Annotated in this window: 17 protein-coding genes; 9 read left to right on the plus strand and 8 right to left on the minus strand. The window is 71.2% G+C overall.

The window, feature by feature from the left end:
• Nucleotides 1-54 precede the first annotated feature (54 nt).
• From ACWKZU_RS16275 to ACWKZU_RS16285, 3 genes are all read left to right on the plus strand, one after another.
• Nucleotides 55-2,328 (plus strand): FAD/NAD(P)-binding protein, encoded by a 2,274-nt coding sequence (locus tag ACWKZU_RS16275; protein ID WP_449283381.1) that lies wholly within the window; start codon nucleotides 55-57, stop codon nucleotides 2,326-2,328.
• A 240-nt stretch (nucleotides 2,329-2,568) separates the two neighbouring features.
• A complete protein-coding gene (locus tag ACWKZU_RS16280) occupies nucleotides 2,569-2,916 on the plus strand; it encodes a hypothetical protein (RefSeq protein WP_449283382.1) in 348 nt (115 codons plus the stop codon).
• 161 nt (nucleotides 2,917-3,077) lie between these two features.
• The gene (locus tag ACWKZU_RS16285; RefSeq protein ID WP_449283383.1) at nucleotides 3,078-3,698 is read left to right on the plus strand and encodes a GNAT family N-acetyltransferase; all 621 of its coding nucleotides are present in this window, start codon (nucleotides 3,078-3,080) and stop codon (nucleotides 3,696-3,698) included.
• Between the two features lie 241 nt (nucleotides 3,699-3,939).
• Here the strand turns inward: ACWKZU_RS16285 and ACWKZU_RS16290 are convergent, their stop codons facing one another.
• The 3 genes from ACWKZU_RS16290 to ACWKZU_RS16300 all read right to left on the minus strand — a co-directional run bounded on the left by ACWKZU_RS16290 (nucleotide 3,940) and on the right by ACWKZU_RS16300 (nucleotide 8,194).
• Nucleotides 3,940-5,208: an alpha-hydroxy acid oxidase gene (locus tag ACWKZU_RS16290; protein WP_449283384.1), complete on the minus strand. Its 1,269-nt coding sequence runs from the start codon at nucleotides 5,206-5,208 to the stop codon at nucleotides 3,940-3,942.
• A 51-nt stretch (nucleotides 5,209-5,259) separates the two neighbouring features.
• Nucleotides 5,260-7,320, minus strand: coding sequence for a bifunctional aldolase/short-chain dehydrogenase (locus ACWKZU_RS16295; protein WP_449283385.1), 2,061 nt, complete (start codon nucleotides 7,318-7,320; stop codon nucleotides 5,260-5,262).
• A gap of 112 nt (nucleotides 7,321-7,432) precedes the next feature.
• Complete coding sequence (locus ACWKZU_RS16300; protein ID WP_449283386.1) at nucleotides 7,433-8,194, minus strand: DeoR/GlpR family DNA-binding transcription regulator; 762 nt, start codon at nucleotides 8,192-8,194, stop codon at nucleotides 7,433-7,435.
• 104 nt (nucleotides 8,195-8,298) lie between these two features.
• On the opposite strand from ACWKZU_RS16300, the gene ACWKZU_RS16305 reads away from it, so the two are divergent.
• The 6 genes from ACWKZU_RS16305 to ACWKZU_RS16330 all read left to right on the plus strand — a co-directional run bounded on the left by ACWKZU_RS16305 (nucleotide 8,299) and on the right by ACWKZU_RS16330 (nucleotide 15,567).
• The gene (locus ACWKZU_RS16305; RefSeq protein ID WP_449283387.1) at nucleotides 8,299-9,048 is read left to right on the plus strand and encodes a DeoR/GlpR family DNA-binding transcription regulator; all 750 of its coding nucleotides are present in this window, start codon (nucleotides 8,299-8,301) and stop codon (nucleotides 9,046-9,048) included.
• A 282-nt stretch (nucleotides 9,049-9,330) separates the two neighbouring features.
• Nucleotides 9,331-10,857 carry a sugar ABC transporter ATP-binding protein gene (locus tag ACWKZU_RS16310; RefSeq protein WP_449283388.1) on the plus strand — a complete coding sequence of 509 codons (1,527 nt, stop codon included), beginning with the start codon at nucleotides 9,331-9,333 and terminating at the stop codon, nucleotides 10,855-10,857.
• Nucleotides 10,854-11,873 (plus strand): ABC transporter permease, encoded by a 1,020-nt coding sequence (locus ACWKZU_RS16315; RefSeq protein ID WP_449283389.1) that lies wholly within the window; start codon nucleotides 10,854-10,856, stop codon nucleotides 11,871-11,873. Before ACWKZU_RS16310 ends, ACWKZU_RS16315 begins: the two co-directional genes overlap by 4 nt.
• Before the next feature lie 38 nt (nucleotides 11,874-11,911).
• Complete coding sequence (locus ACWKZU_RS16320) at nucleotides 11,912-12,898, plus strand: sugar ABC transporter substrate-binding protein (RefSeq protein WP_449283390.1); 987 nt, start codon at nucleotides 11,912-11,914, stop codon at nucleotides 12,896-12,898.
• A 121-nt stretch (nucleotides 12,899-13,019) separates the two neighbouring features.
• On the plus strand, nucleotides 13,020-14,078 hold the full coding sequence (locus tag ACWKZU_RS16325) for an NAD(P)-dependent oxidoreductase (protein WP_449283391.1): 1,059 nt from the start codon (nucleotides 13,020-13,022) through the stop codon (nucleotides 14,076-14,078).
• Nucleotides 14,079-14,136: 58 nt separating this feature from the next.
• Nucleotides 14,137-15,567 (plus strand): xylulokinase, encoded by a 1,431-nt coding sequence (locus ACWKZU_RS16330; protein WP_449283392.1) that lies wholly within the window; start codon nucleotides 14,137-14,139, stop codon nucleotides 15,565-15,567.
• Between the two features lie 45 nt (nucleotides 15,568-15,612).
• Here ACWKZU_RS16330 and ACWKZU_RS16335 read toward each other — a convergent pair whose 3' ends face one another.
• From ACWKZU_RS16335 to rhaS, 5 genes are all read right to left on the minus strand, one after another.
• Nucleotides 15,613-17,058 carry a rhamnulokinase gene (locus tag ACWKZU_RS16335; RefSeq protein WP_449283393.1) on the minus strand — a complete coding sequence of 482 codons (1,446 nt, stop codon included), beginning with the start codon at nucleotides 17,056-17,058 and terminating at the stop codon, nucleotides 15,613-15,615.
• A 54-nt stretch (nucleotides 17,059-17,112) separates the two neighbouring features.
• Entirely contained in the window at nucleotides 17,113-18,282 is a 1,170-nt protein-coding gene (gene rhaI / locus ACWKZU_RS16340; RefSeq protein WP_449283394.1) for an L-rhamnose isomerase, read from the minus strand.
• Between the two features lie 56 nt (nucleotides 18,283-18,338).
• Nucleotides 18,339-18,683: an L-rhamnose mutarotase gene (locus ACWKZU_RS16345; protein WP_449283422.1), complete on the minus strand. Its 345-nt coding sequence runs from the start codon at nucleotides 18,681-18,683 to the stop codon at nucleotides 18,339-18,341.
• Between the two features lie 2 nt (nucleotides 18,684-18,685).
• Complete coding sequence (locus ACWKZU_RS16350) at nucleotides 18,686-20,128, minus strand: arabinose isomerase (protein ID WP_449283395.1); 1,443 nt, start codon at nucleotides 20,126-20,128, stop codon at nucleotides 18,686-18,688.
• Between the two features lie 82 nt (nucleotides 20,129-20,210).
• A complete protein-coding gene (gene rhaS, locus ACWKZU_RS16355) occupies nucleotides 20,211-21,266 on the minus strand; it encodes a rhamnose ABC transporter substrate-binding protein (protein ID WP_449283396.1) in 1,056 nt (351 codons plus the stop codon).
• Nucleotides 21,267-21,275 lie beyond the last annotated feature (9 nt).

Genomic DNA, 21,275 nt, shown 5'->3' on the forward strand with positions numbered 1-21,275 from the left:
GGGCAGCGAGCGCAGCCGCAGGATCCACCGTCATCCGACCCGGAAAGCCCCACCATGCCGAGCGCCCCTCCCTCCCGTCCCGTCCGCATCGTCTGCGTCGGCGCCGGGCCGGCCGCCGTGATGCTCCTCGAGCGCATCGTGGCGAACCGCGAACGGCTGACGCCCGGCATCCGTCTCGACGTGCGTCTCGTCGATCCGCACCGCCCCGGCGGCGGGCGCATCTGGCGCCGGGATCAGTCGCCCCTGCTCAAGCTCAACTCCATGCTCGAGGACGTCGCGTTCTTCACCGACCCGTCGTGCCGGATCGACGGGCCCGTCGTGCCCGGCCCCTCGCTCGCCGAGTGGGTGCGCGAGGTGCGGCGCGGCGAGATCGCGCGACCGGAGTGGAGCGATGCCGCGCTCGATCGGGAGATCGACGAGATCACCGAGCGCGACTTCCCGACGCGACGGCTGAACAACGCCTACCTGAGCTGGGCGCTGGAGGAGACGCGGCGACGGGGCGGCGACGCGGTGCGCGTCGAGTGGCACGAGGACGTCGCGGTGTCGGTGGAGGACGCGGATCCCGATCCCGCGGCCCCTCCCCGTCATCATGCGGCCGCGCGCGGACCGCATGAGAGCAATCGCATCGCGGCCGCGCGCGATCCGCGCCGCCGCGACAGCGCCGGGATCGCAGGATCCGGCCCCTCGCCGGCCCCGCACCGCGTGATCCTCGGATCCGGCGCCGTGCTCGAGGCCGACATCGTGGTGTACGCCCTCGGGCACAACGGCACGCATCCCTCGGCCGAGTCGCTCCGGCTCGCCGAGTTCGCCGGTCGGCACGGCCTCGACTACGTCGCCCCCGCGTTCACGGCCGACATCGACCTCGAATGGGTGCCGGCCGGCGCCGACGTGCTCGTGCGCGGCATGGGCCTCGCCGCCGTCGACCTGGTCGTGCTGCTCACCGAGGGGCGCGGCGGCCGCTTCGTGCGCGTCGGCGAGGGCGGCGGTGACGGAGGAGAGGGCGACGGCGACGGAGGAGCGAGCGCGGGCGGAGGCGCGCTGCGCTACCTCCCGAGCGGCCGGGAGCCCGTGCTGCACCTCGGCTCCCGGCGCGGGGTGCCCTACCGCTCGAAGATCACGAGCCGCATGGCGGGGGATCCCGTCGCCCTCGAGTATCTCGGACGGGAGTTCCACGCCGGGCTCGAGGACCGGCGCGGTCTCCTCGACTTCGAGCGCGACGTCTGGCCGCTGATCGCCGCCGAGCTCGTCACGGGCTACTATCGCGAGCTCTGCACGGGGCACCCGGAGCGCATCACGGGCGACTGGGCCGACTTCGCCGAGCGGCTGCGGGGTGCGCTGCGCGGCGGACGGGGGATCGCCTCGCACGAGCTCGCCGAGCTCGTGCGCGAACGGGTGCCCGATCCCGACGACCGCTTCGACCTCGACGGCTTCGACCGCCCGCTCGCCTTCCCGGAGCCGGGAGCGGTCCCGGAGACGGGCGCGTCCGCGGAGCCCGCCGCCGAATCCCGCGCGGTGCACGAGCGCGTGCGCCGGCACATCGCGCGCGACCTGCGCCATCGCACCTCGCAGCGGCACAGCGCCACGCTCGGCCTCTTCATGACCGCGCTGCACGTCTACTTCTCGCTGGCCGAGGTGCCGCCCGAGCGGTGGAACGCCCGCGCCCGCACGCACGAGCTGCCGCGGCGCTGGCACACCTACTTCAGCTACCTCGCGAGCGGCCCGCCCGGGCACCGGCTCGAGGAGATGCTCGCGCTGGCCGAGGCGGGGACGGTGCGCTTCCTCGGCGGCGACCTGGAGCTCGTGGCAGACGAGGCCGCGGGCGCCTTCCGGGCATCGGGATCGGTCCGCACCGCCGACGGCACGGCACGGGCGGATGCGGTCGCACGCACGCTGATCGACGCGTGGTTGCCGGAGGCCTCCGCCGCGCAGAGCGACAACCCGCTGCTGCGGCGGCTCGTCGCGACCGGCCGGGTGCGCGAGTTGACGGTCGCGGACGGTGACGGGGACGGGGACGGGGATGGGGATGGGGATTGGGCGGGCGCGGCGCTGACCACCGGGCAGATCGAGGCGGCGCCCGACGGCGGCCTGCCCGGGCGGCCGGGCGAGTTCGCGCTGGGCCCCTTCGTGGCCGGGCCGGGCGGCGGGGCGTTCACGCGCCCCGGCATCGACTCGCTGCCGTTCCGCATCCACGACCGCTGCGCCCGCGCGATCCTCGAGTTCGCCGCGGGCACAGGTATCGGCACAGGTATCGGCACAGACGAGGAGAGTCGTCGGGCCGCTGTGAGGAAGGGCGATCCCGAACCCCTGCTGCAGACCGCCCTCGGCTGACCGCCGCCCCCGCACCGGCCCGGCCCCTCCGCCCGCAGACGGGAGCCGCAACACGCGGCAGCCCCCGGCCGCATCCCCCGGCGACGAAGCGGCAGGACGCGACTCCGCTTGCGCGGCCCGCTCTCGACCCCGGCCCGCTCTCGACCCCGGCCCGCTCTCGACCCCGGGCCGCGGTCGTGCCACGATGGAGGCACCGGGGCGGCGCAGCCCGCGCTGCGCCTCGGAGATGCGGAGGACGCCATGCGTTACATGCTGCTGCTCCACGGCGGGGCCGCCGAGTTCCACCAGCGCGCTGCGGAGACGCTCGAGGCCGCGCTCGGGTTCCTCGTGCGGTTCGAGGACGAGCTGGCCGGCCGCTCCGAGCTCGAGTGGACCGAGGTGCTCGACACCGAGACGCAGGCCGAGGTGGTGGGCACCGACCGCGAGGTGCGCAGGGGAACCGCGAGCGCGGACGCGCCGCTGATGCGCGTGTGGGTGGTGCGCGTGCCGGATCAGGCGCGGGCCTGGGAACTCGCGGGCGCCCTCGCCGAGGGCATCGGCATGCCGATCGAGGTGCGCGAGTGCCTGCCGGGGGCGCAGCGCCCCTGAGCGATCGCCGCCAGGTCCTGACCCCTGGGCCTCCGGGCCTCTCCACGAGATCCCGATTCCGGTCGTCTCCCCGCCCGGCGAGCGACCGGAATCGGGATCTCGGTGCGGACGCGGCACGGGGCTGCGTCCCGCGCCCCCGTGCCGTGATGCAGAATAGCCCCATGGCACTCGATCACCCGGGCACGCTCCGCGGCCGTCTCGTCACCCTCGAACCGCTCTCGCTGGAGCACCACGACGAACTCGTCGCCGCCGCGCGCGACGGCGAGCTGTGGCGGCTGTGGTACACGAGCGTGCCGACGCCGGAGGGCATGGACACCGAGATCCGGCGCAGACTGGGGCTGCAGGAGCAGGGCAGCATGCTGCCCTTCACCGCGCGCCGCAACGACACGGGCCGCGTCATCGGCATGACGACGTTCATGAACATCGACGCGGCGACCCCGCGCGTCGAGATCGGTTCCACGTGGAACGCCGCGAGCGCGCAGGGCACCGGCACGAACCCGGAGTCGAAGCTGCTGCTGCTCGGCCACGCCTTCGACGTGTGGGACTGCTCGGCCGTCGAGTTCCGCACCGACTTCCACAACCACCAGTCGCGCGCCGCGATCGCGCGCCTCGGGGCGAAGCAGGACGGCATTCTGCGCGCGCACCTGCGGCCCGCCGCGGGCTACGTGCGCGACACGGTCGTGTTCTCGATCACGCAGCCGGAGTGGCCGGGCGTGCGCTTCGGCCTCGAGCACCGCATCTCGCGGCACCTCGTCGAGCCGGGCGCGCCCCGGCTGGGGTGAGTCCGCGCCGAGCCGCCCGCCGAAACAGAGCTTGTTGTTCCAAGCCGAGTGAATTATCGGCGCTGGAAGCGTCGGTCTCGCACAATGTGCTCGGTTTCGGCGCTGGCCCGGCCGCCCGGGGCGTGCCTCCCCCGGGTGCGCGCCGCGCGCCCGGGTCGGGGTTCCGAATGGCTGCTTCGTGGGCGGTGAAGCAGCCACTCGGAACCCCGACCCGGTGGGCGAACCCCCGGTCCTGCAGAGTTCAGCGGGAGGGCTCGTCGACCTCCCGGGCGGCCTCCGCGTCGACCGGCACGAGACGCTGCAGCTGGGTCACGTGCCGCGGCTCCAGCTCCTCGAGCGAGGAGACGCCGAGCAGCGTCATCGTGCGCTCGATCTCGCTGCGCAGGATCGCGATCGTGCGGTCGACCCCGGCGCGACCGCCGGCCATGAGCCCGTAGAGGTAGGCGCGGCCGATCAGCGCGAACTTCGCGCCGAGCGCCACCGAGGCGACGATGTCGGCGCCGTTCATGATGCCCGTGTCGATCATCACGGTGGCGTCGCGCCCGACTTCGCGCACCACCTGCGGGAGCAGGTGGAAGGGCACCGGGGCGCGGTCGAGCTGGCGACCGCCGTGGTTCGAGAGCACGATGCCGTCGACGCCGCGGTCGATCAGCTTGACGGCGTCGGGCACGTTCTGCACGCCCTTGACCACGAGCCTGCCGGGCCACAGCTCCCGGATCACCTCGAGGTCGTCGTAGGAGATGGTGGGGTCCATCGCGGCGTTGAGCAGGTCGCCCACGGTGCCGCCCGTCGACGAGAGCGAGGCGAACTCGAGCTTGGGCGTGGTGAGGAAGTCGATCCACCACCAGGGGCGCGGGATCGCGTTGACCACCGTGCTCAGCGAGAGCTGCGGCGGGATGGAGAAGCCGTTGCGCTTGTCGCGCAGGCGGGCGCCCGCGATGGGGGTGTCCACCGTGAACATGAGGGTGTCGAATCCTGAGGCCGCGGCCCGCTCGACGAGGCCGTAGGAGATCTCGCGCTCGCGCATCACGTAGAGCTGGAACCAGTTGCGGCCCTCGGGGTTGGCGGCCCGCACCTCCTCGATCGAGGTGGTGCCGAGCGTCGACAGCGTGAACGGGATCCCCGCCGCGCCCGCCGCCCCGGCGCCCGCGATCTCGCCCTCGGTCTGCATCAGCCGGGTGAAGCCCGTCGGCGCGATGCCGAACGGCATCGAGGATCGCCCGCCGAGGATCTCGGTCGAGGTGTCGACGTGCTCGGCCGGCCTCAGGATGTCGGGGTGGAACTCGATGTCCTCGAACGCGCGCCGTGCGCGGTCGAGCGACAGCTCGCCCTCCGCGGCGCCGTCCGTGTAGTCGAAGGCGGCCTTCGGCGTGCGGCGCTTCGCGATGCGCAGCAGATCGTAGGTGGTGAGCGCGGCGTCGAGGCGGCGGCGCCTGCCGTTGAGATCGGGCTTCTTGAACTGCATGAGTTCGAGGAGCTCGGCGGGGTTGGGGAGCTGGCGCTTGACCATGTGTTCGAACCTAACGGGAGTCGAGGGGGAACGCGAGGGGGAGGTGCGCGCTCAGCGGAGGAAGGCGGCCGCGACGCCGGAGTCGACGGGGATGTGGAGTCCCGTGGTGCGGCTGAGCTCGGGGCCGGTGAGCACGTACACCGCGTCGGCGACGTTCTCGGGCACGACCTCGCGCTTGAGGATGGTGCGGTTCGCGTAGAACTGGCCCAGATCCTCCTCCTTGACCCCGTAGGTCGCGGCGCGGTTCGCCCCCCAGCCCGAGGCGAAGATGCCCGATCCGCGCACCACGCCGTCCGGGTTGATGCCGTTGACGCGGATCCCGTGCTCGCCGAGCTCCACGGCCAGCAGGCGCACCTGGTGCGCCTGGTCGGCCTTGGTCGCCGAGTAGGCGATGTTGTTGGGGCCCGCGAAGACGCTGTTCTTCGAGGAGATGTAGACGATGTCGCCGCCGAGACCCTGCGCGATCATGGCGCGCGCCGCGGCCTGCGAGACGAGGAACGAGCCCTTCGCCATGACGTCGTGCTGCAGGTTCCAGTCGGCCTCGGTGGTCTCGAGCAGTGGCTTCGAGAGCGAGAGGCCGGCGTTGTTGACCACGAGGTCGACGCCGCCGAAGGCGAGCACGGCCTCGTCGATCGCGGCCTGCACGGCCGTCGCGTCGGCCACGTTCGCGGCGACGCCCACGGCCACGTCCGCGTCGCCCAGTTCGGCGGCCGCGGCGCGGGCCTTCTCGAGGTCGAGGTCGGCGACGACTACGCACGCGCCCTCGGCCGCGAGGCGGGTGGCGATGGCCTTGCCGATGCCCGACGCCGCGCCGGTGACCAGTGCGATGCGGCCCTGGTGCGGCTTCGGCTTCGGCAGCCGCTGCAGCTTCGCCTCCTCGAGCGCCCAGTACTCGATGCGGAACTTCTCGGCGTCGCTGATGGGGGCGTAGCTCGACAGCGCCTCGGCGCCGCGCATCACGTTGACGGCGTTGAGGTAGAACTCGCCGGCCACGCGCGCGGTCTGCTTGTTCCTGCCGTACGAGAACATGCCCACCCCCGGTACGAGCACGATGAGCGGATCGGCGCCGCGCATGGCGGGGCTCGCCTCGTCGGCGTGCGCCTCGTAGTACGCCCGGTAATCGGCGCGGTAGGCCTCGTGCAGCTCGGCGAGGCGGGCCAGCTGCTCCTCGAGGGAGGCGGTGGCGGGCAGGTCGAGCACGAGGGGCTTCACCTTGGTGCGCAGGAAGTGGTCGGGGCAGCTGGTGCCGAGCGCGGCGAGCGGGGCGAGCTTCTCGCGGGACAGGAAGTCGAGCACCTCGGGGGCGTCGGAGTAGTGGCCCACCATCACGCCGTCGTGCGAGGCGATGCCGCGGATCGCGGGGGCGAGCTGAGCGGCCCGTCGGCGGCGCTCCTCGGCGGGCAGCGGTTCGAAACCGGGGACGACCGGGCCGAAGGGCTCGGCGTCGCCGTGCTCGGCGATGTAGGCGGCCGCGGTGTCGATGATCCAGAGCGAGTTGCGCTCGCACTCCTCGCTCGTGTCGCCCCAGGCGGTGATGCCGTGGCCGCCGAGGATGCAGCCCACCGCCTGCGGGTTGGCCTCCTTGATGGCGGCGATGTCGAGGCCGAGCTGGAAGCCCGGGCGCCGCCACGGCACCCACACCACGCGCTGCCCGTCTGCGCCGTCGCCGAAGATCTTCGCGGTGAGCTCCTCGCCGTCGGCGGCGGTGGCGATCGCGATGCCGGAGTCCGGGTGCAGGTGGTCCACGTGCGCGGCATCCACGAGGCCGTGCATCGCGGTGTCGATCGAGGGCGCCGCACCGCCCTTGCCGTGCAGGCAGTAGTCGAGCGCGGCGACCATCTCGTCCTCGCGGTCGACGCCGGGGTAGACGCCCCGCAGCGCGCGCAGGCGATCGATGCGCAGGGCCGAGAGGCCCGCGGGGGTGAGCGTGCCGAGGTCTCCTCCGGATCCCTTCACCCACATGAGCTCGACGTCGTCGCCGGTCACCGGATCCTGCGCGAGCCCCTTGGCCGAGGTGTTGCCGCCGGCGAAGTTCGTGTTCTTCTTGTCGGCGCCCAGGCGGTTCGAGCGGGCGATGAGGGCGTCGACGGTGGGGTGAGCGGAGTGGCTCATGGTGCCTCCAGTGGCAGATGTTATTTTATGTGAACTTAACATGAAATAACATCGATGACAAGGAGGGCACCGCCTCCGGCGGGGCGGGGCCCGCGGGCGCGAGGGGTTGCTTTCAGAGCAGGTCGAGGTACTCGCGATAGGGATCCAGCCGGGGATCCTCGGGCGCGAGTTCCGTGACCAGAGTCGAGATGTCGCCGGTCTCGAGCGCCATGCCGGTGGAGCGCCTGCCGAGCTTCGACGAATCGAGGCAGAGCACGGTGCGCTCGGCGGCGGCGGCGAGGTGCCGCTTCACCTCGGCCTCGGCGAGCGACGCCTCCGAGGTGCCCTCCGCCGGGCTGAGCGCATCGGCCGAGGTGAAGAAGGCGAGCGTGTGGATGAGCCGCGCCCCCGCGTTCGCGATGGGTCCGACCAGACTGCCCGTCGCCGGTTCGTGGGTCCCGCCGGTGAGCTGGGCCTGGGGGCCGCCCAGGCGGGTCAGCGTCTCGAAGGTCTGGATCGAGTTCGTGCAGACGATGAGCTCGTGGCGCTCCGAGAGCATCTCGGCCAGGGCGTTCACCGTCGTCGACGCATCGAAGGAGACGGCGCCGCGCGTCGGGACCAGCGCGAGGGCCTTCTTCGCGACGGCCCGCTTGGCGGCGGCTCGGGTGGCGAGACGCTCGTCGTAGCTGCGCGGCGCGGGCGCCCCGACCGCTCCGCCCCGAACCCGCTTGACCACCCCCTCGAGCTCGAGCGCTTCGAGGTCGCGTCGGATCGTCATCGAGGAGACCTCGAATCGGCTCCGCGCCTCCTCGATCGAGATCTCGCCCGTGCGCTGGATGAGCTCGGCCAGGTCCTTGCGCCGACGCTCTCCGTCGATACTGCCGTACACCGCCATGCCATCGAGCCTAGGACCTCGTCCGCGGTTCGGGCACCCGGTGCCGGAGCCGAATCGGCGTTCGAGGCGCTCGGCGACCCCGCAGCGCTACGCTAGGTCTCACCATGACCTCTCTCGCCGCTGAACAACGTCGCGCGTGGCTGCTGCAGAAGCTGCGCGAGACGCAACGGGTCTCCCTGGCGGAGGCCGCGGACGAACTCGGTGTGAGCGAGATGACGGTGCGCCGGGATCTCGATCAGCTCGAGGGCGGCGGCGGGATCCGCCGTGTGCGCGGCGGGGCCCTGTACACGGGGCCGGTGAGCTTCAAGGGCCGCGAGGGATCGTATGCGGACGAGAAGATCCGGATCGCGGAGAAGCTCCTGCCGCTGGTGCCCGATCGCGGAATGATCGGCTTCGACTCGTCGACCACGATGCACCAGCTCGCCCAGCGCATCGTCGGCGGGGGCGATCTCTGCGTCGTGACCAATGGCATGCTCACCTTCCAGGCGCTGCAGGAGCGCCCCGGGCTCACGGCGATCCTCACGGGGGGCGCGGCGGATCGACGCAGCGATTCGCTCGTCGGCCCCGTCGCCACGGGCTTCCTCTCGACCGTGCGGTTGTCGGCGTTCTTCGCGTCGGCGGCGTCGCTCGACGAGCAGGGGTGCCATGAGAACACGCTCGAGGAGGCCGAGATCAAACGGGCTTTCGCCCGGGCGTCGGGGCGCGTGGTCATCGGCGTGCATGCCGAGAAGCTCGGGAGCACCGCGACCGCGGCGTCGGTCAGCTTCGAGCAGATCGACGTGCTGGCGACCGAGCTCGCCCCGGAGACGCGCGATCTCGCTCCCTATCGGGGACTCGTGACCGAACTGCGCTGACGGCCGGCGGCGGTCGCGGCGCGGTCGTCCCGGAGCGGGCCGGCGTGCGACCGGGCCGCCCGCGACCGGGTCCCGGGCGGCCCCTGCAACGGGGTGCCGCTGCCCGCGCCCGCGTCGTGCTGCGCCTCGACCTGTCGCGCCGACGGAGGCGCGCTCAGCGTGAACGACGCGTTTCGATTTCGTTACACTTTCGAGACCTAACATTATTTGACATTTTTTAACAAAAAAGAACATGATGAGTGCGATGCATAGACATCACGACGAAGTGAGGAGACTCCGGCGATGACATTCCCGAGCACGCCGACCGACGAGCGCGAGCGCACCGGCCTTGCGCTGCAGGTCGACTCGCTGGTCAAGGAGTACCCCGGCGTCCGCGCCCTCGACGGGGTCAGCCTCGACCTGCGAGCCGGCGAGGTGCACGCCATCATCGGCGAGAACGGCGCAGGCAAGTCGACCCTGATCAAGACGCTCGCCGGGGCGATCGCCCCCACCAGCGGCACCATCACGGTGAACGGCGAGCACTACGAGCGGCTCACGCCGCAGCTCGCACGAGAGCTCGGGATCGCGGTGATCTACCAGGAGTTCACGCTCTTCCCCAACCTGAGCGCCGCCGAGAACGTCTTCCTGGGCGAGTTCATACTCAAGGGCCCCGTGCTCGACCGGAAGACGATGGCGGAGAGGTCGAAGGCGCTGTTCTCCCGGCTGGGCGTCTCCATCTCGCCGAACGCGCTCGTCGAGACGCTGACGACCGGGTACCAGCAGATCGTCGAGATCGCCAAGGCGCTCTCGAAGGACGCGAAGCTGCTCATCATGGACGAGCCCTCGGCACCGCTCACCGCCTCCGAGGTCGATGCGATGTTCGCGATCGTCGAGACCCTCAAGCGGGAGGGCATGACGATCGTCTACATCTCGCACCGCATGGAGGAGATCTTCCGCCTCTCCGACCGCGTCACGGTGCTCCGCGACGGCAGCTACGTCACGACGGTCCCCACCGCCGAGACGACGAAGAGCGAGCTCATCTCCCTCATGGTGGGCCGTGAGCTCAGCGAGGGCTACCCCGGCCGCGAACACCCGATCGGCGAGCCGTCCCTCACCGTCGAGGGACTCGGCGGCAACGGCGTGCACGACATCGGCTTCGTCGCCCACCGGGGCGAGATCCTCGGGTTCGCCGGGCTCATCGGCGCCGGCCGCACCGAACTCATGGAGCTGCTCTTCGGCGCGAAGCGCCCCGAGACGGGCACGGTCGAGCTGCACGGCGCATCCGTGCTCTCGACCAGTCCGATCCAGGCGATCCGCAACGGGATCGCCCTGGTGCCGGAGGACCGCAAGCGTCACGGCCTCGTGCTGGAGTTCTCGATCGAGCAGAACATCTCGCTGCCGACGCTCAAGAAGCTCTCCCGCGGGCCCGTCGTGTCGGGGACGGCGGAGGCGGAGCTCTCGGAACGCTACATGCGCGAACTGCGGGTCAAGGCCCCGAGCGGCAAGGAGATCGTCGGCAACCTCAGCGGCGGCAACCAGCAGAAGGTCGTGCTCGCCAAGTGGCTCGCGACCGGGCCCGAGGTGCTCATCTTCGACGAGCCCACCCGCGGCATCGACATCGGCGCCCGCCACGAGATCTACCTGATCATGAACCGCCTCGCGGCGGAGGGCAAGACGATCCTCATGATCTCCTCCGACATGGAGGAGCTGATCGGCATGTCCGACCGGGTCGTCGTGCTGCAGGAGGGGCGGCAGCGCGGCCTGCTCGCCAAGGAAGACATCACGCAAGAAGCCATTCTCACGCTGGCTTCGGAAGGAGACCTCGTATGACCTCGAAGCTCATGCCGCGGGTTCAGGGCCTCGGGATCGTACTCGTCCTGGTGCTGCTGATCATCGGCTTCAGCCTGCTCTCGCCCAACTTCCTGGACGCGAACAACCTGTTCAACATCCTGCGCCAGGTCACGACCCTCGGGATCGTCGCGGTCGGGTTCGCGTTCGTGCTGCTCACCGGCGGCATCGACCTCTCGGTCGGCTACCAGATCTCGCTCTACGTGGTGGTCTGCGGCATCATGATGTCCCAGTTCGACGTGCCGTGGCCGCTCGCGATCCTGCTGGTCCTCGTGCTCGGCGTGGTCATCGGCCTGATCAACGGACTCATCATCACCCTCACCGGCGTCGCGCCGCTGATCGTGACGCTCTCCATGATGACGATCCTCAACGGCGTCAGCTACCTGCTCTCCAAGGGCCTCCCGATCTCCGGCTTCCCGAGCGAGTTCTCGGTGCTGGGCCAGGGCGCCCTCATCGGCATCCCGGTGTCGGTGATCGTGCTGGTGATCGTCTGGGCCATCGGCTACTTCATCGCGAACAAGACCTACATCGGCCGGTACTTCTACGCCATCGGCAACAACATCGAGGCCGCGCGGCTGTCGGGCGTGAACACCCGCCGCACCCTCCTCTTCGTGTACGCGATCTGCGGCCTGTTCACGGCGGTCGGAGCGATCCTGCTGCTCTCGCGCCTCAACTCGGCGCAGTCCGCGACCGGTGCCGGATTCGAGTTCAGCGTGCTGACGGCCTGCGTGCTCGGCGGCGTGAGCGTGATGGGCGGCCGCGGCACCATGTTCGGCGCCTTCATCGGCGTGCTCATCGTCGGCGTGCTCGACAACGGCCTCGTGCTGCTGAACGTCAGCGAGTACGTGCAGCTCGTGATCAAGGGCGCGATCCTGCTCATCGCCGTCATCTACGACGCCATGTCGAAGAACTCGAAGGGGCGCACGAGGCAGATCGGCGGCATGTCGCTCGGCGGCAAGAAGTACGGGCCGAAGACCACCACCGTCCCGCTCTCCTGACTCCCCCATCACCGCTGCACCATCGAAAGGAAATCTCAATGAAGAAGATCACCGCAGTCCTCGCCGCAGGAGCGCTCCTGCTCGGCATGTCCGCATGCTCGTCCGCGAGCGGGACCACCGCCGGCGCATCGGACGCCTCGGGCGACGAATTCTCGGTCGGCGTCACCTTCTCCGACCTCTCCAACCCCGTGTGGGCCGAGCTGGTGCAGGAGGCGCAGACCTACGGCGCGGAGAACGACCTGGCGGTCAACTACGTCGACGCCAAGAGCGACGCCTCGACGCAGGTCACGCAGATCGAGAACTTCATCCAGCAGGGGGTCGACGCGATCATCATCTGCGCGGTCGACGCGAAGTCGCTCGTCGATGTGACGAAGAAGGCGCAGGACGCCGGCATCAAGGTGGTCGGGTACACCCAGGTGCTCGACAACTACGACGCCCAGTACCTCGTCGACGCCTACAACACGGGCTACGCCAACGGCGAAGCCGCCGCGGAGTGGATCAACGAGAACTACGGCGACGAGAGCGTCGTCGAGTGGGGCCTCATGGATCTCCCCACCTTCCCCGAGATCATCGACCGGGCCAACGGCATCAAGGACGCGATCGAGGAGCTCGCCCCGAACGCGGAGCTCGTCGCCACGAACTCGGCGCTGACCGCCGAGGAGGGCGTCAAGAACGCCGAGAACTTCCTCCAGGCCAACCCGGACATGAAGGTCATCGCCACCATCGGCGGCGGCGGCGCGCAGGGCGGCAACGAGGGCGTGAAGGCCAGCGGCATCACCGACTACGAGTCGTTCGGCCTGTTCGGGATCGACGCGACCAGCATCGAGATCGAGAACATCCTCAAGGGCGACCCGCAGAAGGCCTCGGTCAGCCTGGGCGGCGGCAAGGCGCACGGCCGCACGCTCGTCGACATCACCTCCGATCTGCTGGCCGGCAAGGACGTCGAGAAGGACCAGTACATGCCGATCACCGTCATCGACGAGAGCAACGCGCAGGAGTACTTCGACGAGGTCTTCGGCGGCTGACCGCCGACCCGCCGCGGTGCGGGCCGACCCGGCCCGCACCGCGCATCACCACCCCGGCGCGGGGCCCGTCGCGGCAGCACGGACCCGCGCCCCGAACCATCAAGATTCGAGGCAGACACCGATGACACGCATTCTCGCCGCCGGAGACCTCTTCATCCGCTCCGCTCACCTGCGCAGCTCGCTCGAGCGCGCGCTCGGCGATCGCGCGGTCGAGATCCGCGAGCTCGAGTTCCCCTGGCCCGACGCCCCCTTCGGTCGCGTGGCCGAGGTGGACGAGGCCTCCGGCACCGAGGATCAGCTCATCGAGGCGCTGCAGGGCACGACCGCCATCGCGACGCAGCTGGCGCCGCTCACCGAGCGCGTGCTCGCGGAGAGCCCGGATCTCCGGCTGATCGCCGTCTCCCGCGGCGGCCCCACCAACGTCAACCTCGACGCCGCGCGCGAGCACGGCGTCCTGGTCGCGAACGTGCCCGGCCGCAACGGCGTCTCCACGGCCGAGATGACCATCGGCCTCTCGCTCGCGCTGCTGCGCCGCATCCCGCTGTCGCACAACACGCTGCTGGCCCACGAGTGGCGGGGCGGCTTCTACCGCTACGACGAGGTCGGGGGCGAGATCGCCGGTGCGACGATCGGGCTGCTGGGCGCCGGCGCCGTCGGCGCGCACGTGGCCCGCGTCTTCGCCGCGATGGGCGCCGACGTCATCGTCTTCGACCCGTATCTGCCCGAGGGGGTGCTCGACGGGATCGTGCGGCGGGCCGGCACCATCGAGGAGGTGTTCCGCGCGTCCGACCTGGTATCGGTGCACGCGCGCCTCACCCCCGAGACGGCGCACCTCGTGAACGCCGAACGGCTGGCCATGATGCGGCCGGGATCACGCCTCGTGAACGCCGCTCGCGGCGGGCTGGTCGACTACGATGCGGTGGCCGACGCGGTCGAGCGGGGCCATCTCGCGGGCGCCGCCTTCGACGTCTACCCGGAGGAGCCGGTCGATTTCGGGCACCGGATCTTCGCGCTCGCCGCGGCCGGACACGACATCGTGCTCACCCCGCACATCGCCGGTGCGAGCCGCGAGACGACGGATCGCGCGGCCGACGGGGTCGCGGAGGAGATCCGCCGATACCTCGCGGGCGAGCCGCTGCTCCATCCCCTCGTAGAATTCGCGCAGGGCGCGGCGCGTTGATCCGCGCCGCTTCCGATCCGTCAGGGGCCGTCGCCCCGCACCCCTCAGGCAGAGAGACATGAGCACACTCCTCCTCGGCATCGACGTCGGCACGAGCTCCGTGAAGGTGGTCGCCACCGACCGCAGCGGCACCCTGGTCGCCGACGCCTCGCAGCGCTACCCGACCGCCACCGAGGGGGTCGCGGCGGAGCAGGATGCGAACGCCTGGTGGGACGCCGTATGCGCCGTCACCCGCCGGGTGGTGAACGGACGGGAGGTGGCCGCGGTCGCGGTGACCTCCCAGGCCCCGACCCTGGTGCCCGTCGACGAGGCCGGCGACCCGACGACGTCCGCGCTCACCTGGCTCGACCGCCGGGCCGATGACGAGGCCAAGCGCATCGCCGAGATCGTGCCGCGATCGCGCAACGGAGCCGATTCGTTCTTCGGCACCGCGAAGCTGCCCTGGCTCGCGGAGCACCGGCCGGCGGCGCTGGCTCGGGCGCAGCACGTGCTCTCCGCCAACGGTTTCATCGTGCGCCGGCTCAGCGGCGCGAGCGTGCTGGACGACACCACGGCGGCCCTCATGCAGGGGTTCGACGATCAGGCCGACGCGTTCGACGCCGCCCTGGTCGCAGCCGAGCCCTCTCTGCGCTACCTGCCGCGCATCGTGCCGGCGACCGAGGTCGTGGGCGCGGTGAGCGCCGGGGCGGCGGAGGCGACCGGGATCACGGCCGGCGCGCTGGTCGTCGCGGGCGGCATCGACTCCATCGGCTCCGCGCTCGAGGCCGGCGTGCTCGAACCCGGGGATCCGCTCGTCGACATGACGGGCTTCTCGAGCGTCACGATCCTGCCGGTGCCGCGGGGCACCCGTGTGCCCGGGTTCCTGCACTCGCGGCACTGCATCCCCGGCGTCGATCTGCTCTTCACCGCCCAGGTCACCGCCGGCGCCACGATCGACTGGGTGAACGGCCTCGACGCGGCGCGCGATCTGCGCGACGACGAGACGCTGCTGGCGCGGGCGCGGCCCGGGCGGCTCACGATGGTGCCGAGCCTCGCCGGCGAGCGCACCCCGACCTGGAACCAGCACGCGCGCGGTGTGATCGACGGCATCGACCTGGCGACGGACGGGCACGATCTCATGCTCGCCGCGATGGAGGGCAATGCGCTGGCGCTCGCCCGCGACGTGTCGACGATCGCCGCCGCCGGGTTCCCCGTCGGCCGTGTCGTGTCGACCGGAGGCGGCTCGTCCTCGCGCGCCTGGCTGCAGATCAAGGCCGACGTGCTCGGCGTGCCCGTGGACCGCCCCGCGAGCGGGCACGGGGCGGCTCAGGGCGCGGCGGTGCTGGCCGGCATGGCGATCGGGGCGATCGACTCGCTCGACACCGTGCGCGGGCTCGGCCGGGAGATCCAGGCGAGCTATGCGCCCGATGCCGCCAGGACCGCGGCGTACGCCGAGCGGCTCGACCGGTTCGCGGAGCTGAGCGCCCTCAACGAGACCCGCCGGGACTGACGAAGCCGTCGTCGTCCCGCCGCAGCGCGCGTCGTGCGACTTCCGCTACCCGCGGGGCGCGTAGGCGACGATCCGAGCCGAGCGGGCGACGACCGCGCGGAGCGACGCGAGGCCCGCGTCGACCTGCCCGAGCGCCCGGGCCTGCACCAGCAGGTTGCCCATCGCGGTCGCCTCGACGGGGCCGGCGAGCACGGGCAGCCCCGAGCGGTCGGCGAGAGCCCGGCAGAGCAGGGTGTTCTGCGAGCCGCCGCCGACGATGTGGATGACGGACACCTCGCGGTCGGCGAGACGCGCCGCCTCGCGCACCGCATCGGCGAAGGCGGACGCGAGGCTCTCGACGATCGAGCGCACGATCTCCGCCGGCGTCTGCGGGGCCCGCTCGTCGCGCTCCGCGAACCAGGACCGGATGCGGCCGGGGACGTCGCCGGGGGGGAGGAAGGCGGGGTCGTTGACGTCGAAGACCGGTGCGTCGGATCGCACCCGCGCGGCCTCGTCGAGCAGCTCCATCAGGTGGCTGGACCGCTGGGCGTCCGTGGCGCCCGGATACCAGTGGCGCAGCGACTCCGAGAGCAGCCAGAGGCCCATGACGTTGTGCAGGAACCGGGTCGTGCCCCCGATCCCGCCCTCGTTCGTGAAGTTGGCCCGGTACGCGTCGGCGCTCAGCACCGGTGCGTCGAGCTCGAGGCCGACGAGTCCCCAGGTACCGCAGGAGACGTAGGCGAAGTCGGGCCGCTCCGCCGGCACCGCGGCCACGGCGGAGGCCGTGTCGTGCGAGGCGACCGCCACCACGTCGAGCGCGCGGCCCACGACCGCGGCGGCCTCGGGGGTCATCCGCCCGAGGCGGGTGCCGGCCTCGACGAGGGGAGGCAGGATCCGGTGCGGGACCCCGAGCGAGGACGCGAGTTCGAGATCCCACTGCCGCGTCAGCGGATCCAGCAGCCCGGTGGTCGAGGCGTTGCTGAGCTCGGCGGCCTCGACACCGGTGAGCCAGGAGTTCAGCAGGTCGGGGATCAGCAGGGCGCGGTCGGCGAGATCCAGCAGATCGCCCTCCGCCGCGAACTGGAAGATCGTGTTGAACGGCAGGTGCTGCAGGCCGTTGCGGGCGTACAGCTGCCCGGCGGGCACGCGGGCGTGCACCGCTGCGACGCCGGCCTCGCACCGCGCGTCGCGGTAGTGGTAGGGAATGCCCAGCAGGCGCCCGCCGCGCAGCAGGCCGTAATCCACTGCCCAGGAGTCGATGCCCACGGAGGCGATCTCGCCGGGTGACTCGCGCTCGGCGAGCGCGAGTCCGGCGAGCGCCTGGCGGTAGAGCTCGAGCAGGTTCCAGTGCAGGCCGTCGCCCGTGCGCACGGGGTCGTTCGCGAAGCGGGCCACGTGCTGCGTGCGCAGCACGCCCCCCTCGACGCGGCCGAGGATCACGCGGCCGCTCGTGGCGCCCAGATCGACGGCGGCGACCGCGCCGGATGCGGCCGGTGCGCTGTGGGTGGTCATGCGGGGCTCCTCGGAGCAGGGGCGGATGGGGAGTTGCGCTGGCGCGGGGGCGGGCTACGCCCCCCAGCCGGCCTGGGTGCCGCCGACGCGATCGGCCTCGATGCGCTGCTGGTATCCCGACTCGGCGTAGGCGCGCATGGGGTCGGCCGGGAGGCCGCGCGACTCGCGCCACTCGGCGAGCGCGGGGCGCACGTCGGTGTAGAACGCGTCCATGAAGATCTCGTTCGCCGCGAGCACGTCGTTCTCCGCCCGCGCCGCGGCGAGGGCGTCGCCGTCGAGCAGCAGGGCCCGAGCGGTCATCTCCTGCACGTTCAGCACCGAGCGGATCTGGCCGGGGATCTTCGCCTCGACGTTGTGGCACTGGTCGAGCATGAAGGTGACATCGGGGTGGTTCAGGCCGCCGCCGCGGATCACCTCGACGAGGATGCGGAACAGCTGGAACGGATCCGCTGCGCCCACGATGAGGTCGTCGTCGGCGTAGAAGCGGGAGTTGAAATCGAACGAGCCGAGCTTGCCCAGGCGCAGCAGCTGCATGACGATGAACTCGATGTTGGTGCCCGGCGCGTGGTGACCCGTGTCGAGGCAGACCATGGCGCGGTCGCCGAGCGCGGCCACCTGGGCGTACGAGGTCCCCCAGTCGGGCACGTCGGTGTGGTAGAACGCCGGCTCGAAGAACTTGTACTCGAGCACCAGGCGCTGCTCGTCCGAGAGGCGCGCGTAGATCGTCTGCAGCGAGTCCTGCAGGCGATCCTGCCGGGCGCGCAGGTCGGCCTGGCCTGGGTAGTTCGATCCCTCGGCCAGCCAGATCTTCAGGTCGCGCGAACCGGTGCGGTCCATGACGTCGATGCAGGCGAGGTGGTGGTCGATCGCCTTGCGGCGGATCCGCTCGTCCTCGTGGGTCAGGGCGCCGAACTTGTAGTCGTCGTCCTGGAACGTGTTGGAGTTGATGGTGCCGATCGCGACGCCCTGCTCGGCTGCGAAGTCGCGCAGGGCGCCGAAGTCGTCGACCCGGTCCCAGGGGATGTGCAGCGCCACGACCGGCGCCAGGCCCGTGTGACGGTGCACCTGTGCGGCGTCGGCGATCTTCTCGAAGGGATCGCGCGGAGTGCCCGCGGTGGTGAACACCTTGAAGCGGGTCCCCGAGTTGCCGTACGCCCAGGAGGGGACCTCGACGGCCTGCTGCTCGAGGGCGGAGAGGATCTCCGGGGTGAGGATCGTGGTCATGGTGCGAGTCCTGTTTCTCTCATGCTGTGGGGGAGTCCGTGCGAGGGGCGGCGCCCTCAGCCGCTGAGCGCGGCCAGCTGGTCCTCCAGGTGGAAGACCTCTGCGAGTCGGGTGAACCCGGTGTCGGGCCGGCCGTCGAGGTCGAGGAAGAACGGTGCCATCTCCGCCTGCCATCGCGCGTTGACCTCGGTGGCCGCCATCGCGTCCTGCAGGGCGTCGAGCGGCTGCTCGGCCTCGACGTAGCCGATCAGCAGCCCGTCCTCCCCGAGGAAGAGCGAATAGTTGCGCCAGCCGGAGGCGCGGAGCGCCTGCAGCATGTCGGGCCACACGGCCGCGTGGCGTTCGCGGTACTCGTCGACGCGGTCGGGTCGCACCTGCAACTGGAAGCAGTACCGGTTCACCGTCACACCTCCCGGTAGTCGATGCCGAGCAGCGAAGCGGCCGCGCGGTAGGTCGCGGCGCGGTGACCGACCGACAGGCTCCAGTGGTGGCCCACGCCGGTCGCCGACCAGTCGTCGACCCACTCGCCGGGATCGCGGCCGAAGTCGATGCGAGTGGTGGTGTTGCCGATCTCGAGCAGCGGCCCGGGTACGGCCGTGCCCTGAGAGGCGATGAAAGAGAGGGTGCCGTCGGCGTCCTGGCCGAGCCCGAGCAGGGTCACCGGTCCGTGCTGCACGTCGAACTCGACCGAGACGCCCCAGCCGCGCTTGCCGTGGTAGACGCCCAGGCCGCGCAGCAGGGGGTCCCTGGCCGATACGGAGAGGTGCGCGGGCCCGTCGTGCCCCATCTCCACGACGTCGTCCTCGAAGTTCAGCGCCTGGATCTCGCAGAACGAGCCGCCGGCGCCGATGACCTGCGACGCGAGCTGGGCGACGGTGGTGCGCAACTCGTACTCCCCGGTCGCGGGGATGCCCCGCGCGGTGAGCAGAGAAGCGCCGAGGATCATGCCCGCGCCCAGTCGCTCGTGCTGCTCGCCGTCGAGCCCGCGGTGATAGTAGGCCAGCGAATCGAGATCGAAGTCGTCGACGAGCCGGTCGAGGCCCACCGAGACGCGGGCGCCCCAGGCGAAGTCCTCCTCCTGCACCGAGGGGTCGAGCGTGAAGATCTCGCGGGCGAGCGCCATCCGCTCGGCGACCTGCTCGTCGGTCGCGTCCTCCACCCGCACGCGGAGATCGTCGAACTCCAGCACCTCGACGTGGGAGCCGAAGGTGGCCGGCAGCAGCGTGAGATCGGTCGAGACGTCGAGCATGCCGGGATAGAGGTGCCCCATGAGCCCGTGCCGCGCGGTGCGCAGGGCCGCGCGCACGTGCGCCGCGGCGATCCACTGCTCGATCCGGGCCCACGCGCGCTCCTGCCGGAGCCACCCCGACACCGACCTGAAGGGGATCCCCGCGCGCCGGAACACGTTGCCCACCTCCGGCACGGGGCATTGACCGCAGTACGCCAGCCACTCCCCGGTGCCGAACGAGGCGTGATCCATCTTCTCCGTGGGCTGCAGGTCGATCACCAGCACGGGGGAGTTCGAGCGCTGGGCGATGGGCAGCACCATCGATGCCGTGAGGTAGGTCGTGAGGAAGAGGACGATGAGGTCGCAGTCGGCTCGGCGCAGGCGTTCGGCGGCCGCGGCGCCCTCCTGCGCATCCGAGATGAAACCGACGTCTGTGACCTCCGCGTCCATCTCCGAGAACCTCCGGGACACGTAGCGCGAGGATTCCTGCAGCTGCGGGAGCAGCGAGGGGAACTGCGGCCAGTACGCGCCGAGGCCCCCGGCGACCAGGCCGATGCGCGGCTTGCGGCGCTGTGCCGGGGGAAGGAGGTCGGCGATCTGCCGTGCAGCGGAGCTCATATCGTTTCCTTAACTCAAGATCGGGTGGGGAGGGGTCGGGGCCGTGGGGCCGTGCGGGGCCGTGCGGCCCCGCACGCGACGACTAGAAGTCGTAGTCGTCGATGTTGTCGGCGTCGAACACGGTGGGCGGGCCGACGATCACGATGCCGTCCGCTCCCACCTCGCGCTCGCCCAGCTCGCCGGCTTCGAAGGTGTCGCCCTCGGCTCCGGTGATCGTGCCGTCCGCGAGTGCCAGACCCGCGAAGGCGGAGACGTACCCCAGCTGCGCCGGATCCCAGAGGGCGAACTCGGTCACGGTGCCGTCCTTGACGAACGGGCGCATCTCGTTCGGCAGGCCGAGGCCCGTGAGCGCGACCTGACCCTTGTACTCGGAGGTGGAGAGGTAGCGCGCGGTGGCGGCGATGCCGACGGTGGTGGGCGAGATGATGCCCTTCAGGTCCGGGTAGGCCTGCATCAGGCCCTGGGCCTCCTGGAACGACTTCGTGTCGTCGTCGTCGCCGTAGACCTTCGTGACGAGCTCGATGTCGGCGTAGTCCGGGTTGGAGGCGAGCTCCTCCTCCATGTACTTGATCCACTCGTTCTGGTTCGTCGCGTTCGCCGTGGCCGAGAGGATCGCGATCTCGCCCTCGCCGCCGATCTGCTCCGAGATCAGTTCGAGCTGGATGAGCGCCACGTCCTTCGCGACGACCTGGCTGACGAACACGTCGCGGCAGGCCGGGTTGGTGTCGGAGTCGAACGCGACGATCTTCGCGCCGCCGCTCCGGGCCTCCTCGAGAGCCGGGCACACGGCATCGGGATCGTTCGCCGCGATGACGATCACATTCGTCCCCGCCTGCGTCTCCGCGTTGATGAACGACACCTGGCTCGAGGCGCTCGCGTCGAGCGGCCCGACGACCTGGCTCGAGGCGAAGCCGGCGGCGGTCGCGCCCTCCTCCCCGCCGCCCAGCACCACATCGGTGTAGGGGTTGTTGAGCTGCTTCGGGATGAAGGTGATGCTGAGATCCTCGCCGCCCGCCGCGGGGGCGTCGCCGCCGGTGTCGCCGGAGGCGCAGCCGGCCAGTGCGAGGGCCGCGATCGAGACGATCGAGCCCGCGAGCGCGAGTCGACGTCGACCTCGCTGCTTCTGTGAGAGATTCATCGTGCTTCC

This window comes from Leucobacter sp. (genome assembly GCF_053528595.1).

Excerpts from the sequence above, each read along its gene's own strand:
- ACWKZU_RS16275 (WP_449283381.1), top strand. The coding sequence starts at position 55 with ATGCCGAGCGCCCCTCCCTCCCGTCCCGTCCGCATCGTCTGCGTCGGC.
- ACWKZU_RS16280 (WP_449283382.1), top strand. The coding sequence starts at position 2,569 with ATGCGTTACATGCTGCTGCTCCACGGCGGGGCCGCCGAGTTCCACCAG.
- ACWKZU_RS16285 (WP_449283383.1), top strand. The coding sequence starts at position 3,078 with ATGGCACTCGATCACCCGGGCACGCTCCGCGGCCGTCTCGTCACCCTC.
- ACWKZU_RS16290 (WP_449283384.1), bottom strand. The coding sequence starts at position 5,208 with ATGGTCAAGCGCCAGCTCCCCAACCCCGCCGAGCTCCTCGAACTCATG.
- ACWKZU_RS16295 (WP_449283385.1), bottom strand. The coding sequence starts at position 7,320 with ATGAGCCACTCCGCTCACCCCACCGTCGACGCCCTCATCGCCCGCTCG.
- ACWKZU_RS16300 (WP_449283386.1), bottom strand. The coding sequence starts at position 8,194 with ATGGCGGTGTACGGCAGTATCGACGGAGAGCGTCGGCGCAAGGACCTG.
- ACWKZU_RS16305 (WP_449283387.1), top strand. The coding sequence starts at position 8,299 with ATGACCTCTCTCGCCGCTGAACAACGTCGCGCGTGGCTGCTGCAGAAG.
- ACWKZU_RS16310 (WP_449283388.1), top strand. The coding sequence starts at position 9,331 with ATGACATTCCCGAGCACGCCGACCGACGAGCGCGAGCGCACCGGCCTT.
- ACWKZU_RS16315 (WP_449283389.1), top strand. The coding sequence starts at position 10,854 with ATGACCTCGAAGCTCATGCCGCGGGTTCAGGGCCTCGGGATCGTACTC.
- ACWKZU_RS16320 (WP_449283390.1), top strand. The coding sequence starts at position 11,912 with ATGAAGAAGATCACCGCAGTCCTCGCCGCAGGAGCGCTCCTGCTCGGC.
- ACWKZU_RS16325 (WP_449283391.1), top strand. The coding sequence starts at position 13,020 with ATGACACGCATTCTCGCCGCCGGAGACCTCTTCATCCGCTCCGCTCAC.
- ACWKZU_RS16330 (WP_449283392.1), top strand. The coding sequence starts at position 14,137 with ATGAGCACACTCCTCCTCGGCATCGACGTCGGCACGAGCTCCGTGAAG.
- ACWKZU_RS16335 (WP_449283393.1), bottom strand. The coding sequence starts at position 17,058 with ATGACCACCCACAGCGCACCGGCCGCATCCGGCGCGGTCGCCGCCGTC.
- rhaI (WP_449283394.1), bottom strand. The coding sequence starts at position 18,282 with ATGACCACGATCCTCACCCCGGAGATCCTCTCCGCCCTCGAGCAGCAG.
- ACWKZU_RS16350 (WP_449283395.1), bottom strand. The coding sequence starts at position 20,128 with ATGAGCTCCGCTGCACGGCAGATCGCCGACCTCCTTCCCCCGGCACAG.
- rhaS (WP_449283396.1), bottom strand. The coding sequence starts at position 21,266 with ATGAATCTCTCACAGAAGCAGCGAGGTCGACGTCGACTCGCGCTCGCG.